Genomic DNA, 17,000 nt, shown 5'->3' on the forward strand with positions numbered 1-17,000 from the left:
GCGGACATGAAGGGCAATGACGCCTGGGGCGTGGGAATGAGGATCGGCTACAGTTTCTGATCGCCCGACCAGGAAGAAACGGAAAGGCCCGCCGCATCGTCGGGGCCTTTCCGCCAGCCCGCCCTGGTGCAAGGCTGTCGCCGATGCCGCTCCGGGCCGGGCGGCGCCACCCCGGCCGTCCCCGCACCGGTCATGGCCGCACCGAAACCTGCGCTGGCTTGACGCCCGCCCCTTTCCCTTGGGCGCGCCGCGGATTACCAAGTCCGAAACCAAGGACGGGGCGGCACATGATCCATCACAGCGGCCAGGACTGGCTTCGGGCAGCGAACCGGCGCGTTCTGCTGTTCGGCATGTCGGGACTGGGCAAGACCCATCTGTCGAACATGCTGCGCGCCTCGGGAGAGTGGTTTCACTATTCGGTCGATTACCGCATCGGCACCCGCTACATGGGCGAATATATCGCCGACAACTTCAAGCACGAGGCGATGAAGGTTCCGTTCCTGCGTGACTTGCTGCTATCCGACAGCGTCTATATCGCCAGCAACATCACCTTCGACAATCTGGCGCCGCTATCGACCTATCTCGGCAAGCCCGGCAGCCCCAGCCGCGGCGGCCTGCCTTTCGACGAATATCACCAACGTCAGGACCAGCACCGCCGGGCCGAGATCGCGGCGCTTCTGGACACCCATCACTTCATGTCCCGCGCAATCCGGATCTACGGCATTCCGCATTTCGTCTGCGACAGCGGCGGCTCGATCTGCGAGGTGGTCGATCCGGACGATCCCGACGATCCGGTCCTGTCGGCGCTGGCGCGCGATCTGCTGATGGTCTGGATCAAGGGCAGCGACGCGCATACCGCCGAACTGGTCCGCCGCTTCGACAGGGCGCCGAAACCGATGTATTACCAGCCCGAATTCCTCGAAAACGCCTGGGTCGCCTACCGGGTCGAGAAGGGCCTGACCGGCGACGAGGTCAACCCCGACGATTTCATCCGCTGGACCTATGCCCGCGCCCTGGCCCATCGCCAGCCGCGCTATCAGGCCATGGCGCGGCGCGGCATCACGGTGCTGGCCGAAGAGGTGGCCGAGGTGAAGGACCCGGCCGATTTCAATGCCCTCATCGCCCGCGCCATCGACCGGCGGCCGGACTGATCCGGCCCGCCGGCGGGCGCCGAAACCGTCCCGGGTCGGGCGCATCCGGCGCATTCGATCACGCCTGCCTCGTGTCTCTGCCTCGCGCTCTTTCCAAATACCTCGGGGGGAGTCGCGGGACGCGACGGGGGGCGGCGCCCCCCTTGCCCGCCCGCCATCGCGGCACGGCATCTTGCCGTGACCGCCGCTGCCTTCTACTTATCGGTCGCAAAAGGATCGCAGCCATGCCCATCACCCTGAACGAGAACCTGCCCGCCTACCGAATCCTGTCGGAAGAGGGCGTGATGGTGATGTCGCCGGGGCGTGCGGCAACCCAGGATATCCGCCCGCTGCGGATCGGCCTGCTGAATCTGATGCCCCGCAAGATCCAGACCGAGAACCAGTTCGCAAGGCTGATCGGCGCGACGCCCCTGCAGATCGACTTTCAGTTGATCCGCATGTCGGATCATGAAAGCCGCAATACGGCCGCCGACCACATGGAAAGCTTCTATCGTCCCTTCCGCGAGGTCGCGGCGACGGGCGAGAAATTCGACGGCCTCGTGATTACCGGCGCGCCGATCGAACACCTGCCCTTCGAGGCGGTCACCTACTGGGACGAACTGACCCAAGTCTTCGACTGGACCCAGACCCATGTCCATTCCACCTTCGGCGTCTGCTGGGGCGGGATGGCGATGGCCTGGCATTTCCACGGCCTTCCCAAGCACATCCTGGACGCCAAGGCCTTCGGCTGCTTTCGGCACCGGAACCTTTTGGCCGCCTCGCCCTATCTGCGCGGGTTCTCGGATGACGTGCTGGTTCCCGTCAGCCGCTGGACCGAGGTGCGGCAGGACGAACTGGACCAGCGCCCGGCCCTGACCACGCTGCTGGCCAGCGACGAGGTCGGCCCCTGCCTGGTCGAGGATCCGGGTCGCCGCGCGCTCTATATCTTCAACCACCTGGAATATGACAGCACGACGCTGAAGGACGAATATGACCGTGACGCGCTGGCCGGAAAGGCCATCGAGGTGCCGCGCAACTACTATCCCGACGACGATCCGGCCCGGATGCCGCTGAACCGCTGGCGCAGCCATGCGCATCTGCTCTACGGCAACTGGATCAACGAAATCTACCAGACCACGCAATACGACATGTCCAGGATCGGAACCCCTTGATGGCGAAAGCGAAACCCTCCGCGCCCGACCTGCCGCTGGTCGGCCAGATCAGCGACTATCTCGACCGGGGCGCCCCCAGGGACGTCCGCAAGACCATCGAGAAGGCCGGCAAGAAAGAGATCCTCGATCCCGGCTATCCCTACCGCGAGGAGATGGACAAGACCGATTACGAGGATCATCTGGAGATGCTGCAGTTGCAGCTTGTCCGTATGATGCACGACATTTCCTCGACCGGCAAACGTCTGGTGGTGCTGTTCGAAGGCCGCGATGCGGCCGGCAAGGGCGGCACGATCGAACGCCTGCGCGAGAACCTCAATCCGCGCTCGTGCTATATCGTGGCGCTTCCCAAGCCGACCGAACGCGAGGCGGGGCAATGGTATTTCCAGCGCTACGTGGACTGGCTTCCCGCTGCCGGCGAAATCGCGCTGTTCGACCGCAGCTGGTATAATCGCGGCGTGGTCGAGCGTGTCTTCGGCTTCTCGACCGAGACGCAGCGCAACGCCTTCTTCCGGCAGCTTCCGGGATTCGAGCAGACCCTGGTCGATGACGGCATCATCCTGGTCAAGCTGTGGCTGAACGTGGGCCGGGCCGAGCAATTGCAGCGTTTCCTCGACCGCGAGAAGGATCCGCTGAAACAGTGGAAGCTGTCGTCCATCGACGTGGAGGGTCTGGCCAAATGGGATGAGTATACCCAGGCGATTCACGACACGCTGAACCTGTCGCATTCGCCCATCGCGCCCTGGGCCGTGATCCGGTCCGACGACAAGCGCCGGGCCCGGATCGCGGCGATCCAGACGGTGCTGAACGCGGTCGATTACGCCGGCAAGGACCGCAAGCGGATCGGCGAGGTCGATCCCAAGATCGCCGGCGGTCCGGAAATGCTGCTGACCTGAACCGCGCAGGGTCCGGCCGGTCCGCCGAACGGCCATGGCGGTCTGGAAAGGCTGCGGCGGTCGTGCCAGATTGGCACCGATCACAGGGGGAAAGACGCATGGATCTGTCAGTCAGCCGCGCCGTCGTGACCGGCGGTGCCTCGGGGCTTGGCCAGGCGACGGCCCGGCATTTTCGCGAACGCGGCGCGCAGGTCGTGCTGCTGGACCGCGATCCGGCCGGGGCAAGGGTCGCGCGGGCCATGGGCGCCGGTTTCGCCGAAACCGACGTGACCGATGAGGACAGCGTATCCCGCGCCATCGCGGCCTCGGTCGAGGCGATGGGCGGCATAGACATCTGCGTGAACTGCGCCGGCATCGTGATCGGTGAAAAGACCCTGGGCCGCGAGGCGCCGCACAGCCTGGCAGGCTTTCGCCGCACCGTCGAGATCAACCTGATCGGCAGTTTCAACGTGCTGCGGCTGGCCGCCGCCGAGATGGCGAGGAATGGCCGCGACGAGAACGGCGTCATCGTCAACACGGCCTCGATCGCGGCTTTCGACGGGCAGAAGGGACAGGCGGCCTATGCGGCCTCGAAGGCCGGGATCGCCGGGATGACGCTGCCAATCGCCCGTGACCTGTCTTCGCGCAACATCCGCATCTGCGCCATCGCACCCGGCATCTTCGCAACGCCGATGCTGCGCGGTCTGCCGACAGAAGTGCAGGACGGGCTGGCCGCCGGGGTGACCTTTCCCCGACGGCTGGGCGATCCGGCCGAATTCGCCCGGATGGCGGGAACGATCGTCGAGAACGCCTATCTGAACGGCGAGGTGATCCGGCTGGACGGCGGCCTGCGCATGACCTGAGACGGCCGGGGGCGCTTCGCCCCCCGGACCCCCCGAAGGTATTTGGAAAGAGCGCGAGGGAGAGGCGCAAAAGATTATCGATTCACGTCATGATCTTCTCGCGGATTATGAATTTGCCATTCGCCGGGCCGCTGTCTATCCAGCAGGCTTCGATGACGAGGCCCGATATGACCGCATTGCCCCCTTCTCCTGCTTTCGCCCTGCTGGATCGCGCGGCGGCCGAACGGATTCTGATCCTTGACGGGGCGATGGGCACGCAGATCCAGAATCTGGACCTTGACGAAGTGGATTATGCCGGTACCGGCTCGGGACATGCCTGCGGGCATTCTTCGGAGCGACCGCAAAAGGGCAATAACGACCTGCTGGTCCTGACCCAGCCCGAGGCGGTGGAGGACATCCACTATCGCTATGCCATGGCCGGGGCCGATATCGTCGAGACCAACACCTTTTCCTCGACCACCATCGCGCAGGCCGATTACGGACTGGAAGCGGCCGTTCACGATCTGAATGTCGCAGGCGCGCGCGTCGTGCGGCGGGCCCTGGACCGCGCCACCGCCGAGGATGGCAGGCCACGTTTCGTGGCCGGCGCCCTGGGCCCGACCAACCGCACCGCATCGATCAGCCCGGATGTGAACGATCCGGGATTTCGTGCCGTGACCTTCGACGATCTGCGGGCGGCCTATCTTCAGCAGGCCAGGGGCCTGATCGAGGGCGGCGCGGATATCCTGCTGATCGAGACGATCTTCGACACGCTGAACGCCAAGGCCGCGATCTTTGCCTGCCTTCAGGCGATGGAGGCGCATGGCCAGCGTATGCCGCTGATGATTTCAGGCACCATCACCGATGCCTCGGGGCGCACCCTGTCGGGCCAGACGCCCACCGCCTTCTGGCATTCGGTCCGCCATGCTCGGCCCTGGACGGTCGGGCTGAACTGCGCGCTTGGCGCCTCGGCCATGCGCCCGCATCTGGCCGAGATGGCTGGCGTGGCCGACACGCTGATCTGCGCCTATCCCAATGCCGGCCTGCCCAATGCCTTTGGCCAATACGACGAGGGGCCGCAGGATACGGCCCGGCAGGTGGCGGACTTCGCGCGCGAGGGGCTGGTCAATGTCGTCGGCGGCTGCTGCGGCACGACGCCCGATCATATTCGTGCCATCGCCGATGCGGTCGCAGAATTCAGCCCGCGAAAGGTGCCCGACTATGTCTGAACGCCAACTTCGGCTATCCGGCCTGGAACCCTTCGTGCTGACCGACGACATTCCCTTCGTCAATATCGGCGAACGCACCAACGTCACCGGCAGCGCCCGCTTCCGCAAGCTGGTCAAGAACCGCGATTATGCCGCCGCGCTGGAGGTCGCCCGCGATCAGGTCGAGAATGGCGCCCAGATCATCGACATCAACATGGATGAGGGGCTGATCGATTCGAAGGCGGCGATGGTCGAATTCCTCAACCTCCTGGCGGCCGAACCCGATATTGCCCGCGTGCCCATCATGATCGACAGTTCCAAATGGGAGGTGATCGAGGCCGGGCTGCAATGCGTCCAGGGCAAGCCGGTCGTCAACTCGATCAGCATGAAAGAGGGCGAAGACCAGTTTCGCCAGCACGCCCGGCTGTGTCTGGCCTATGGCGCGGCGGTCGTGGTGATGGCGTTCGATGAACAGGGCCAGGCCGACACCGCGGCGCGCAAGATCCAGATTTGCGAACGCGCCTATCGCATCCTTGTCGATGAAGTCGGCTTCCCGCCCGAGGATATCATCTTCGATCCCAACATCTTCGCCGTGGCCACGGGGATCGACGAACACAACAATTACGGCGTGGATTTCATCGATGCCGTGCGCTGGATCCGCGCGAACCTGCCCCATGCGCATGTTTCTGGTGGCGTGTCGAACCTGTCCTTCAGCTTTCGCGGCAACGAACCCGTGCGCGAGGCGATGCATGCGGTGTTCCTGTATCACGCCATTCAGGCGGGCATGGACATGGGCATCGTCAACGCGGGGCAACTGGCTGTCTATGACCAGATCGACCCGGACCTGCGCGATGCCTGCGAGGACGTGGTCCTGAACCGCAGCCCCGATGCTACCGAACATCTGCTTGAGATCGCCGAACGCTATCGCGGCGAAGGCGGGGCGCAGCGGCGGGAAAAGGATCTGTCATGGCGCGAATGGCCGATCGAAAAGCGGCTGGAACATGCGCTTGTCAACGGGATCACCGAATATATCGATGCCGATACCGAGGAGGCCCGCCAGGCGGCCCAGCGGCCGCTGCATGTGATCGAGGGCCCGCTGATGGCCGGGATGAACGTGGTGGGCGACCTGTTCGGCGCGGGCAAGATGTTTCTGCCGCAGGTGGTCAAGTCCGCGCGCGTGATGAAACAGGCGGTGGCGATCCTGCTGCCCTACATGGAAGAGGAAAAGCGCCTGAATGGCGGGACCGAGCGTGAAAGCGCGGGCAAGATCCTGATGGCCACCGTCAAGGGCGATGTCCACGACATCGGCAAGAACATTGTCGGCGTCGTGCTGGCCTGCAACAATTACGAGGTGATCGACCTGGGCGTCATGGTGCCCAGCCAGAAGATCCTGGACGTCGCGCGTGAACAGAATGTCGATGTGATCGGCCTGTCGGGCCTGATCACCCCCAGCCTGGACGAGATGGTCCATGTGGCGCAGGAGATGGAACGCGAGGGCTTTCATCTGCCGCTGTTGATCGGCGGGGCCACGACCTCGAAGATCCACACGGCGGTCAAGATCGCACCACGCTATCACAGGGGCGCTGCCGTCTATGTCACCGATGCCAGCCGCGCGGTCGGCGTCGTCTCGTCGTTGCTGTCACCCGCCCAGCAACAGAATTACGTTGCGGGCATCCGGGCCGAATACAGCGAGGTGGCCGACCGGCACGAACGCGCCGAGGCTGCCAAGTCGCGCCTGCCCCTGCAGGCCGCGCGGGACAACGCGCTGAAACTGGACTGGACCGGATTCGCCGCGCCCACGCCATCCTTTTCGGGAAGGCGGGTGATCGAGGACTGGGATCTGGCGCAGATCGCGCGCTATATCGACTGGACCCCGTTCTTCCAGACCTGGGAATTGAAGGGCGTCTATCCGCGCATCCTCGACGATGAAAAACAGGGGCAGGCCGCGCGCAGCCTGTTCGACGACGCCCAAGAGATGCTGGCCCGGATCATCGAGGGCGGCTGGTTTCGGCCCCGCGCGGTCGTGGGCTTCTGGCCGGCCAACGCGGTGGGCGACGATATCCACCTGTTTACCGGCGAGGATCGGTCCGAGGTGCTGGCACGCTTTCACACGCTGCGCCAGCAGGTGACCAAGCGCAAAGGCCGCCCCAACGTGGCGCTGTCCGACTTTGTGGCACCCGAGGGGCACCGCGATTATCTGGGCGCTTTCGTCGTCACCGCAGGGCCCGAGGAACAGGAAATCTCGGCCCGGTACGAACGCGCCAACGACGATTACGGCGCGATCATGGTCAAGGCGCTGGCCGATCGCATCGCCGAGGCGATGGCCGAGATGCTGCACGAACGGGTCCGCCGCGAGTTGTGGGGATATGCCCCCGACGAAGCCCATGCGCCCCAGGACCTGATCGCCGAGCCCTATGCCGGCATCCGCCCGGCCCCCGGCTATCCGGCGCAGCCCGACCACACCGAAAAGGACACGCTGTTCCGCCTGCTGGACGCCGAAGCCGCGACCGGGGTGACGCTGACGGAAAGCATGGCGATGTGGCCGGGATCGTCGGTGTCGGGCCTCTATATCGGTCATCCAGAGGCCTATTATTTCGGCGTGGCCAAGATCGAACAGGATCAGGCGCGCGATTATGCCGATCGCAAGGGCATGTCGCTGGCCGAGGTCGAACGCTGGCTGGCCCCGGTGCTGAACTACCAGCCAAAGGCAGACGCCGCCTGATGGCGCGAGAACCGGCCGCCGCCCAGCCTGTGCCCGCGACGCGGCCGGGCCGGGCCGGGGTCGCGCGATGCTACAGCGCCATCCGCGCGGCCCGGATCGCGATGCGCAGATCGGGCCGGATGTCGGCAGGCGGCGCATGGCCCAGGTCACGCGCGCGGGCCGATGACATCAGCTTGGCCTGCATCCCCTCGGGGCGGCTGCGGTCGTGGATGAACCGGCCCCGCCAGCCGGCCAGGTCAGCGATCATCCGGTAATATTCATCGACGCTGTAATCCCGGTCCGCCCCGACATTCAGCAGCAGCGGCAGGGTTTGCAGACGGTTCAGCGCCGTCAGCACGAACCGGGCCAGATGATCGACGGCCAGAAATTCGCGCCGTGCCCGACCCCCGCCCCAGATCGTCACATGATCGGCGCCATCCGCCTTGGCGCGCAGGATCTTGGTGATCGCTGCGGCGACCAGATGGGCCGAATCCCGTCCGAAATGATCCTGCGCGCCGAACAGATTGCACGGAATCAGGGTCCGGTAGGCGAATCCGTGTTGTCCCGAGATCGCCGCGCAAAGCCGCGCCGCCGTGATCTTGGCCAGGGCATATCCCTCATTCGAAGGCTCCAGCGGGCCAGCCAGCACATCCTCTTCCACCAGCGGCTGGCGCCAGTCGCGCGGATAGATGCAGGACGAGCCGATATTGACCAGCCGCGACACGCCGGCCCGGAACGCACCCATGATCAGGGCATCGTTGAGCCGCAGGTTTTCCGCCAGAAACCCGGTCGGATCGTCCAGGTTGGCCTGAATCCCGCCGACTTTCGCCGCCGCGTGGATCACCGCCTCGACCCGGTGCGCGGTGATCCAGTCGGTCACCGCCTCTCGCTGCGTCAGCGGCAATTCGGCGCGCGATGGCGCCAGCAGGTCAAGCCCCGGCGCGACCCGGGGCGCCAGCCGCAGCAGCGCGCGGCCGACCATGCCGCTGCCGCCGGTCAGCAGAACGCGCATCAATCGCCGCTGTCGCGGGCATAGACATCCTCGTAGCGGATGATGTCATCCTCGCCCAGGTAGGATCCGGTCTGCACCTCGATCAGCACCATCGGCACCTTGCCCGGATTTTCCATCCGGTGGCGCGCGCCCAGCGGGATATAGATGGACTGGTTTTCGGTCACCAGCGTGACGTGATCGTCAACCGTGACCCTGGCCGTGCCGCTGACCACGATCCAGTGTTCGGAGCGATGGACGTGGCTTTGCAGCGACAGCGCCGCGCCCGGCTTGACCACGATCCGCTTGACCTGAAAGCGGTCGGCCAGCGCCAGCGTCTCGAACCAGCCCCAGGGGCGGTGATCGCGCGGGAACGCCTCGGCCTGCTTGCGGCCTTTCTTCTTCAGCGCGGTAACGGCCTGCCGCACATCCTGCGCGCGCGATTTGTCCGCAACCAGGACCGCGTCCCCGGTGGCCACGACCATCACGTCCTGCAATCCGATACCCACCAATTGCAGATCCGCATGGTCCGATCGCAGCAGCACGTCGCGGCAATCGATGGCGGTGGAATTGGCATCGGCGACGACCCCGTCGCCGGCAGGCATCCGTTCCAGCTGCTCGCGCCAGACCGCGTCCCAGCCGCCCAGATCGGACCAGCGGCCCGAAAAACGCACCACGGTCAGATTGTCGGCCTTTTCCATCACCGCGTAATCGATGGAATTGTCCGGCAGACTTTCCCAGGGCGCTCGCGCCAGCCGCAGGAAACCCAGATCGCGGCGGGCGCCGTCCAGCGCAGCCCGCACCGGCGTCTGATAGTCGGGGGCATGGGCGTGAAACGCCTCGATCATGGCGCGGGCGCTGAACAGGAAGATCCCCGCATTCCACAGGTAATTTCCCTGCGCCAGCATCTGCGCCGCGCGTTCCGCGTCAGGCTTTTCAACGAAACGCGCCAGAGGCTGGGGACCCTCGCCACCGCCGGCCAGTTCCAGATAGCCATAGCCTGTTTCGGGGCGGTCCGGGGTGATGCCGAAGGTGACGATGCGCCCCTGCTTCGCGGCCTGCGCGCCTTCGGACACGGCCGCCGCAAAGGCCTTCGGATCCGGAATGACATGATCCGAGGGCGCCACCAGCAGCAGCCGCTCGGGATCGTCGTCGGCGACCATCAGCGCCGCCGCAAGGATCGCGGGCGCTGTGTTGCGTCCCGCCGGTTCGATCGCGATCGCTGCGGGTTCAAGCCCAAGCTGATCCAGCTGTTCGGCCACGATGAAACGGAAATCCGCGTTGGTCATCACGATCGGCGGGGCATAGCCCGGTCCGGACAGCCGTCGGGCCGAGGCCTGAAACAGCGTCTCATCCCCGATCAGCGCCGCGAATTGTTTCGGGAAGGCCTTGCGCGAGACCGGCCATAGCCGCGTCCCTGAACCGCCCGCCATCAGCACCGGAGTGATCGTCTTCATTCCATGACCCCATAGGCGCGGCGCGCCAGCCTTTCGGTTTCCAGAAGCCGCCGGTCCTCGGCGACCATTTCGGCCACAAGTTGCGCGAAAGAGATGCGCGATGTCCAGCCAAGCAGAGCGCGGGCCTTGGCGGCGTCGCCTTGCAGGACGTCCACCTCGGCGGGGCGGAAATAGGTCGGGTCGATGCGGATCAGGCAGCGCCCCGTGGCCGCGTCGTGCCCGGTCTCGTCCAGCCCCGCGCCGCGCCATTCCAGCCGGGTGCCGGTCTCGGCAAAGGCCGCCTCGCAGAAATCGCGGACGCTGTGGGTCCGGCCCGTGGCCAGAACGAAATCTTCGGCCCTGTCGTGTTGCAGGATCCGCCACATGCCCTCGGCATAGTCTCGTGCGTGACCCCAGTCGCGCAGGGCGTCCAGATTGCCCAGATAGAGACAATCCTGAAGTCCCATCTGCAAGGCGGCCACCGCGCGGGTGATCTTGCGCGTCACGAAGGTTTCGCCCCGGACCGGGCTTTCATGGTTGAACAGGATGCCGTTGGACGCGAACAGGCCATAGGCCTCGCGGTAATTCACCGTGATCCAGTAGGCATAAAGCTTGGCCGCGCCATAGGGCGAGCACGGATGAAACGGCGTCGTCTCTGTCTGCGGCACCTCGGCCGCCTTGCCGTACAGCTCGGATGTCGAGGCCTGATAGAAGCGCGTTCCGGCCAGGTTCAGCAATCGCATCGCCTCCAGCAGACGCAGAGGGCCGATGGCATCGGCATTGGCGGTGTATTCCGGCATGTCGAAACTGACGCGGACATGGGATTGGGCGGCGAGGTTGTAGATCTCGTCCGGCCGGATTTCCGCCAGGGTGCGGATCAGCGCGCTGCCATCGGTCATGTCGCCGTAATGCAGATGAAAGCGCCGGTTGCGGTGCGGGTCGATCGACAGATGGTCGATTCGCGCGGTATTGAAGCTGGATGACCGGCGCTTGAGCCCGTGAACCTCGTAGCCCTTTTCCAGCAGCAGATCGGCCAGATAGGCCCCGTCCTGCCCGGTGATCCCGGTGATGAAGGCGCGTCTCGTCATGCCTGTCCCGCGACGCGGTCCACGATCTCGCGCAGGCGCGCGATCTGGTCGGGGATCGGGTAATGGTGGTTGCCGGTGAACAAGCCGTCGCGGTCAATGCGATCGGCCGCGACAATCGGTCCCGCGACGCTGTGATCCAGCTTGGCGATGACGGGATTGTTCAGGAAATTTCCGGCGACGACGGGGCGGCTTTCGATCCCGCCCTGGGTCAGCGCGGCGACAAGGGCGCCACGACGGCCCGCCAGCCGATTCTTCAGGATCATCGCGAAGCCGAACCACGACGACATGCCGGTTTCGGCCTGGATATCCAGATCGGGATGGTCCGCGAAAGCCTTCCCGAAGATCGCGGCGTTGCGGCGCCGTTCCTCGACGAATTCCGGCAGCTTGCGTAACTGTTCGGTTCCCGTCGCCCCCTCCATCTCCAGCGGGCGCAGGTTATAGCCGGGCAGCACGAAGCGGAACTGACGCTGGAACGGGTCTGGATCGACCGGCAGATGGGTGTCGTCGGGCAGGCCGCGGGTCCAGCCATGGGCACGCAGGCAGATCAGGTTGTGGTGCAGCTTGCGATCATTGGTGACGACCATGCCGCCTTCCATCGTGCAGATATGATGCGAGAAGAAGCTGGAAAACGTGCCCAGATCCCCCCATGCCCCGGCCGCCCGCCCGTCCAGCGAGGCGCCCATGGATTCGCAATTATCCTCGATGAGCAGCAGGTCGTGGCGGTCGCAGATGGCGCGCAGCCGGTCCAGCCGCGCCGGATTGCCCAGCAGGTTCACCGCCAGGATCGCGCGCGTCCGTGGCGTGATCGCGGCGCAGGCCAGATCGGGATCGATGTTCAGCGTGGACGCCTCGACATCCACGAAGCGCAGTTTCAGGCCGGTCTGCGTCACCGGGAAATAGGTCGTGGACCAGCTGACCGCGGGCACGATCACCTCGTCGCCGGCGCGCCAGTCCAGATCGGGGTGCCAGAAGGCCGCCGCCAGCGCCAGCAGGTTCGCGGCCGATCCCGACGAGGCCATCACCGCGTGCTGGCTGCCGACACGCGCGGCAAAGGCGGTTTCGAAGGCCGCGACCTCGGGGCCCATCGTGTGCCGACCCGAGACGATGACGCGTTGCAGCGCCCGGCATTCGGCATCGTCCCAGGTCGTGCTGGCAAGGGGATAGAACACGCGCGCGCCTCTGGTCATGCTGCGCCCAGCCATAGCCGAAGGCGCCGCCCCCGCCAAGCGGCCGCGCGGGATTTGATCTAGTCCGCCGATTTCATCGGCTTGCCCGCGACATAGGTCTGCGCCACGGCGCGGTCGTCGCCCATGATCTGAAGGATGAACAATTCCTCGGCCAGCGTTCCGGCGCGTTGGGCGCGCAGCGCCATCGCCGGCGTCGCGCGGCTGTCCAGAACGACCAGATCGGCGGCGCTGCCGGCGGCCAGCGTGCCGATCTCGTCCTGCAAGCCCAGGGCTTGCGCATTGCCGCGCGTGACCCAGTGGAAGGCCGCCAGGGGATGCAGCTTCTGCCCGCGCAGTTGCAGAATCTTGTAGCCCTCGTTCAGGGTCTGCAGCATCGAATAGCTGGTGCCGCCGCCAATATCGGTAGCGATGCCGCAGGCGATCCCCGCCGTCCGCAGCCCGGCCTCGTCGAACAGGCCCGAGCCGAGAAACAGGTTCGAGGTCGGGCAGAAGACGGCGCGGCTGCCGGTTTCGGCCATGCGAGTGATCTCGCGCGGGCGCAGGTGGATGGAATGGCCCAGAAGCAGTTTTTCCGAAAGCAGGCCGTAGGTTTCGTAGATGTCCAGGTAGTCGCGGGCGTCGGGATAGAGGCCCAGCGTGAAGGCGATCTCGTCCAGGTTTTCGGACAGATGCGTCTGGATATGGCAATCGGGAAATTCTTGGACAAGCCGGCCCGTGGCCGCCATCTGCTCGGGCGTCGAGGTGATGGCGAAGCGCGGGGTAATGGCGTAACGCTGCCGCCCCTTGCCGTGCCAGCGTTCGATCAGCGCCTTGCTGTCGTCATAGCCCTGCTGCGGGGTGTCCAGAACCTGGGGCGGGGCGTTGCGGTCCATCATCACCTTGCCGGCGATCATGGCCATGTTCCGGGCATGGGCGGCGGTGAACAGCGCCTCGGCGCTTTCGGGATGGACCGAGCAGAAGGCGACAGCCGTGGTCGTGCCGTGGTCGGTCAGCAGGTTCAGGAAGGCGTCGGCCATGGCCGGGGCGTGACCCTGCTGGTTGAAGCGCGCCTCTTCGGGGAAGGTATAGGTATTCAGCCAGTCCAGAAGCTGCGTACCCCAACTGGCCACCACCTGAACCTGCGGGAAATGGATATGGGTATCGATGAAACCGGGCAGGATGAGGTTCGGGCGATGGTCGATTTCCGCAATCCCCGGCCTGGCCAGAACCGCGTAGTCGTCGACGGCCAGGATGCGGCCATCGTCGATCAGGACGGCGCCGTCTTCGAGGTAGCGGTGATTGTCCGCGGTTTCCGCCGGGTCGGCATGAAAATCGAGGACGCGGCCCCGGATCAGCTGTTGCATGGGTATTTGTTCAACGAAGAAGTGGCGGTCAGCCGGGCGATCAGCTCGGCGGCGGTGGTGGCGGCGATGACGGAGGGGCGCTTGTCACGTGTCAGGCCGGCGCCGATGGGACAGACCAGCGGCGCCGGATCGAGGCCCTGCTTGCGGGCGAAACCGCTGAAGCGGGCACGTTTCGTGGCGCTGCCGATCATGCCGACATAGCACAAATCGTCGCGGCTCAGCGCCTCGGCGGCCAGCAGGAAGTCCAGCGCGTGATCATGGGTCAGGATGACGACGGCGCTGCCGGGGCGGGCGGCGCGGATCAGGGCTTCGGGCAGCGGCGACATGCGGGTTTCGATGCCGGGGGCGGCCTGCGCCAGCTCCGGCGCGCGCTGATCGATCAGGGTGACGTTGACCGGCAGCGGTTGCAGCGCCAGCGCCAGCGCCCGGCCGACATGGCCCGCACCGAAGATCAGCGCGTCGGGATGGTCTTCGAGGGCAGACGGCTCGCGGTCCAGGCACAAGGTGACGCGGCCGCCGCAGCACTGGCCGATCTCGGGGCCCAGCGGAACCTCCATCCGCGCGCTTTCCTCGGAGCGCGCGATCATCTGCCGGGCGCGGTCGATGGCCATGTATTCCAGCTGTCCGCCGCCGATCGTGCCGGTGACGCGATGGGGCTCGACGATCATTTCGGCCCCGGCATCGCGCGGAGTCGATCCCGACGTCGCGATGACGCGGACCCGGATCATCCCCGAAGCCGGTTCACGGCCATCAGCACGCGTTCGGGCGTGGCCGGCGCATCCAGCCGCGCCGGTTCGCGGTAGTCGCCGATCGACGCGACGGCCATGTTGATCGCCTCGAAGACGCTGATGCCCAGCATGAAGGGCGGTTCGCCCACGGCCTTGGACCGCTTGATCGTGCGTTCGGCGTTTTCCGACCAGTCGGCCAGCTTCACGTTGAAGACACGCGGCCTGTCCGAGGCCAGCGGGATCTTGTAGGTCGAGGGCGCATGGGTGCGCAATTGTCCCTTGTCGTCCCACCACAATTCCTCGCAGGTCAGCCAGCCGGCGCCCTGGACGAAGGCACCCTCGATCTGCCCCTTGTCGATGGCCGGGTTCAGCGAGCGGCCGACATCGTGGATCACATCGGTCCGGTCGATCACGTATTCGCCCGTCAGCGTATCGACCGAAACCTCGGACACCGCCGCGCCGTAGGCAAAGTAATAGAAGGGCCGGCCGCGACCCGTCGCGCGGTCCCAGTGGATCTTGGGCGTCTTGTAAAAGCCCGCCGCCGACAGGTGAATGCGCGCCATGTAGGCCGCGGCGATCACCTCGTCGAAGGGAACGTCCTGCCCGCCCGCGCGGATATGACCGGGGATGAAGCGCACCTCGTCGCGCGGGGCCTGCCAGCGCTCGGCGACGAAATCGATCAGTCGCGCCTTGATCTGTTCGGCCGCGTCCAGCGCGGCCATGCCGTTCAGGTCGCTGCCCGACGAGGCCGCCGTGGCCGAGGTATTGGGCACCTTTTCGGTCGTCGTGCGGGTGATCTTGATCCGGGATATGTCGCATTGGAACGCCTCGGCCACGATCTGGGCGACCTTGGTATTCAGCCCCTGCCCCATCTCGGTGCCGCCATGGTTCAGCGAAATCGAGCCGTCGGAATAGACATGGATCAGCGAACCGGCCTGGTTGAACCAGGTCGCGGTGAAACTGATGCCGAATTTCACCGGTGTCAGCGCGATGCCCTTGCGGATCACGCCAGCCTTCGCGTTCCAGTCCAGCACCGCCTGACGGCGAGCGTGATAATCGCAGTCGGTTTCCAGTTCCTGAAAGATGCGCGGCAGGATCTGATCCTCGACCGGCTGATGATAGGGGGTCAACTGGCCGTTCCGATACAGGTTCTTCCGCCGGATCTCGTAGGGGTCGCGGCCAAGGGCATAGGCGATTTCCTCGATCATCCGTTCGGCCACGATCACGCCCTGCGGGCCGCCGAAGCCGCGAAAGGCGGTATTGCTGACGGTGTGGGTGCGCAGCGGATGGCTGCGCAATTCGACATCGGGGTAGAAATAGGCGTTGTCGGCGTGGAACAGCGCCCGGTCGGTGACGGGGCCGGACAGATCGGCCGAGAAACCGCAGCGCGCATACCAGTCGCCATCGACGGCGAGGATATGCCCGTCGTCGTCGAAGCCGACTTCGTAATCCACGACGAAGTCATGGCGCTTGCCGGTGGCGATCATGTCGTCGTCGCGGTCGGGACGAATCTTGACCGCGCGATTCCAGCGTTTCGCGGCGACGGCGGCAACGCAGGCGAACAGGTTCATCTGCGTTTCCTTGCCGCCAAAGCCGCCGCCCATGCGGCGCACGTTCACGACGACCGAATGGCTGGGCACGTCCAGAACATGGGCGACCATGTGCTGCACCTCGGACGGGTGCTGGGTCGAGACATTGATGACCACATCCTCGTCCTCGCCGGGCACGGCCATGGCGATCTGACCTTCGAGATAGAAGTGATCCTGCCCGCCGATGCCGAAACGGCCCTTGATGCGACGCGGCGCCGTCGCCATCGCGGCACGGGCATCGCCGCGCCGCAGGGTCAGCGGATCGGTCACATAATCATGACCCGCATCCCGGGCGGCGATCGGATCCAGCGCGAAGGGCAGGGCCTCATACTCGATCTGCGCCTTCTGCGCAGCGCGGCGGGCCTGATCGCGGCTCTCGGCGATAACGGCGAAGACCGGCTGGCCCCAGAACAGCACATGGTCCTGGGCGAAGACCGGATCGTCATGCTTGCCATTGGGCGAGACATCGTTGACGCCCGGCAGGTCGGCGGCGGTCAGCACGCCCAGCACGCCGGGATGGGCCAGCGTGTCGGTGAAATCCATGCCGGTGATCCGGCCATGCGCGCATTCCGACAGGCCCAGATAGGCATGGATCAGACCCTGAGGCTCGGGAAGATCGTCGGTGTAGTCGGCCCGGCCGGTGACATGCTTGATGGCGCTGTCATGGGCTGTTTCGCTGTGGGCCAGGCCGCGGATGGTGGTGTCGTCCTTCATCG

General features: G+C 65.7%; 13 protein-coding genes. 6 read left to right on the top strand and 7 right to left on the bottom strand.

What is annotated here, in order from left to right; all coding sequences use genetic code 11:
• Nucleotides 1-287: 287 nt before the first annotated feature.
• The 6 genes from B4A72_RS14670 (at nt 288) to metH (ending at nt 7,946) form a co-directional block, all read left to right on the top strand.
• The gene (locus tag B4A72_RS14670; RefSeq protein ID WP_292953583.1) at nt 288-1,151 is read left to right on the top strand and encodes an ATPase; all 864 of its coding nucleotides are present in this window, start codon (nt 288-290) and stop codon (nt 1,149-1,151) included.
• A 224-nt stretch (nt 1,152-1,375) separates the two neighbouring features.
• On the top strand, nt 1,376-2,302 hold the full coding sequence (locus B4A72_RS14675; RefSeq protein WP_292953580.1) for a homoserine O-succinyltransferase: 927 nt from the start codon (nt 1,376-1,378) through the stop codon (nt 2,300-2,302).
• Nucleotides 2,302-3,195: a polyphosphate kinase 2 gene (gene ppk2 / locus B4A72_RS14680; protein WP_292953577.1), complete on the top strand. Its 894-nt coding sequence runs from the start codon at nt 2,302-2,304 to the stop codon at nt 3,193-3,195. The genes B4A72_RS14675 and ppk2 overlap by 1 nt, the downstream gene beginning before the upstream one ends.
• A gap of 98 nt (nt 3,196-3,293) precedes the next feature.
• A complete protein-coding gene (locus B4A72_RS14685; protein ID WP_292953574.1) occupies nt 3,294-4,037 on the top strand; it encodes an SDR family oxidoreductase in 744 nt (247 codons plus the stop codon).
• A gap of 152 nt (nt 4,038-4,189) precedes the next feature.
• Nucleotides 4,190-5,245 (top strand): homocysteine S-methyltransferase family protein, encoded by a 1,056-nt coding sequence (locus B4A72_RS14690; protein WP_414692141.1) that lies wholly within the window; start codon nt 4,190-4,192, stop codon nt 5,243-5,245.
• Complete coding sequence (gene metH, locus B4A72_RS14695) at nt 5,238-7,946, top strand: methionine synthase (protein ID WP_292978965.1); 2,709 nt, start codon at nt 5,238-5,240, stop codon at nt 7,944-7,946. Before B4A72_RS14690 ends, metH begins: the two co-directional genes overlap by 8 nt.
• A 70-nt stretch (nt 7,947-8,016) precedes the next feature.
• On the opposite strand, the gene B4A72_RS14700 is transcribed toward metH, so the two are convergent.
• The 7 genes from B4A72_RS14700 to xdhB form a co-directional block, all read right to left on the bottom strand.
• The gene (locus B4A72_RS14700) at nt 8,017-8,937 is read right to left on the bottom strand and encodes an NAD-dependent epimerase/dehydratase family protein (RefSeq protein WP_292953565.1); all 921 of its coding nucleotides are present in this window, start codon (nt 8,935-8,937) and stop codon (nt 8,017-8,019) included.
• Entirely contained in the window at nt 8,937-10,370 is a 1,434-nt protein-coding gene (locus B4A72_RS14705; protein WP_292978967.1) for a mannose-1-phosphate guanylyltransferase/mannose-6-phosphate isomerase, read from the bottom strand. The genes B4A72_RS14700 and B4A72_RS14705 overlap by 1 nt, the downstream gene beginning before the upstream one ends.
• Nucleotides 10,367-11,437, bottom strand: a complete 1,071-nt coding sequence (gene gmd, locus B4A72_RS14710; RefSeq protein WP_292978969.1) for a GDP-mannose 4,6-dehydratase — start codon at nt 11,435-11,437, stop codon at nt 10,367-10,369. Before gmd ends, B4A72_RS14705 begins: the two co-directional genes overlap by 4 nt.
• A complete protein-coding gene (locus B4A72_RS14715) occupies nt 11,434-12,606 on the bottom strand; it encodes a DegT/DnrJ/EryC1/StrS family aminotransferase (RefSeq protein WP_292978971.1) in 1,173 nt (390 codons plus the stop codon). The genes gmd and B4A72_RS14715 overlap by 4 nt, the downstream gene beginning before the upstream one ends.
• Nucleotides 12,607-12,683: 77 nt before the next feature.
• Nucleotides 12,684-13,967, bottom strand: a complete 1,284-nt coding sequence (gene guaD, locus B4A72_RS14720; RefSeq protein WP_292978973.1) for a guanine deaminase — start codon at nt 13,965-13,967, stop codon at nt 12,684-12,686.
• On the bottom strand, nt 13,955-14,695 hold the full coding sequence (gene xdhC / locus B4A72_RS14725; RefSeq protein ID WP_292953547.1) for a xanthine dehydrogenase accessory protein XdhC: 741 nt from the start codon (nt 14,693-14,695) through the stop codon (nt 13,955-13,957). The genes guaD and xdhC overlap by 13 nt, the downstream gene beginning before the upstream one ends.
• The gene (gene xdhB, locus B4A72_RS14730; RefSeq protein ID WP_292953544.1) at nt 14,692-16,998 is read right to left on the bottom strand and encodes a xanthine dehydrogenase molybdopterin binding subunit; all 2,307 of its coding nucleotides are present in this window, start codon (nt 16,996-16,998) and stop codon (nt 14,692-14,694) included. Before xdhB ends, xdhC begins: the two co-directional genes overlap by 4 nt.
• Nucleotides 16,999-17,000 lie beyond the last annotated feature (2 nt).

This window comes from Paracoccus sp. UBA5162, assembly GCF_002413585.1.
GTDB lineage: Bacteria > Pseudomonadota > Alphaproteobacteria > Rhodobacterales > Rhodobacteraceae > Paracoccus.

Bases quoted from the DNA above. Each gene is read 5' to 3' on its own strand.
- gmd (WP_292978969.1), bottom strand. From the start codon at position 11,437: ATGACGAGACGCGCCTTCATCACCGGGATCACCGGGCAGGACGGGGCC.
- B4A72_RS14670 (WP_292953583.1), top strand. From the start codon at position 288: ATGATCCATCACAGCGGCCAGGACTGGCTTCGGGCAGCGAACCGGCGC.
- B4A72_RS14685 (WP_292953574.1), top strand. From the start codon at position 3,294: ATGGATCTGTCAGTCAGCCGCGCCGTCGTGACCGGCGGTGCCTCGGGG.
- xdhC (WP_292953547.1), bottom strand. From the start codon at position 14,695: ATGATCCGGGTCCGCGTCATCGCGACGTCGGGATCGACTCCGCGCGAT.
- B4A72_RS14675 (WP_292953580.1), top strand. From the start codon at position 1,376: ATGCCCATCACCCTGAACGAGAACCTGCCCGCCTACCGAATCCTGTCG.
- xdhB (WP_292953544.1), bottom strand. From the start codon at position 16,998: ATGAAGGACGACACCACCATCCGCGGCCTGGCCCACAGCGAAACAGCC.
- B4A72_RS14705 (WP_292978967.1), bottom strand. From the start codon at position 10,370: ATGAAGACGATCACTCCGGTGCTGATGGCGGGCGGTTCAGGGACGCGG.
- guaD (WP_292978973.1), bottom strand. From the start codon at position 13,967: ATGCAACAGCTGATCCGGGGCCGCGTCCTCGATTTTCATGCCGACCCG.
- B4A72_RS14700 (WP_292953565.1), bottom strand. From the start codon at position 8,937: ATGCGCGTTCTGCTGACCGGCGGCAGCGGCATGGTCGGCCGCGCGCTG.
- metH (WP_292978965.1), top strand. From the start codon at position 5,238: ATGTCTGAACGCCAACTTCGGCTATCCGGCCTGGAACCCTTCGTGCTG.
- ppk2 (WP_292953577.1), top strand. From the start codon at position 2,302: ATGGCGAAAGCGAAACCCTCCGCGCCCGACCTGCCGCTGGTCGGCCAG.
- B4A72_RS14690 (WP_414692141.1), top strand. From the start codon at position 4,190: ATGACGAGGCCCGATATGACCGCATTGCCCCCTTCTCCTGCTTTCGCC.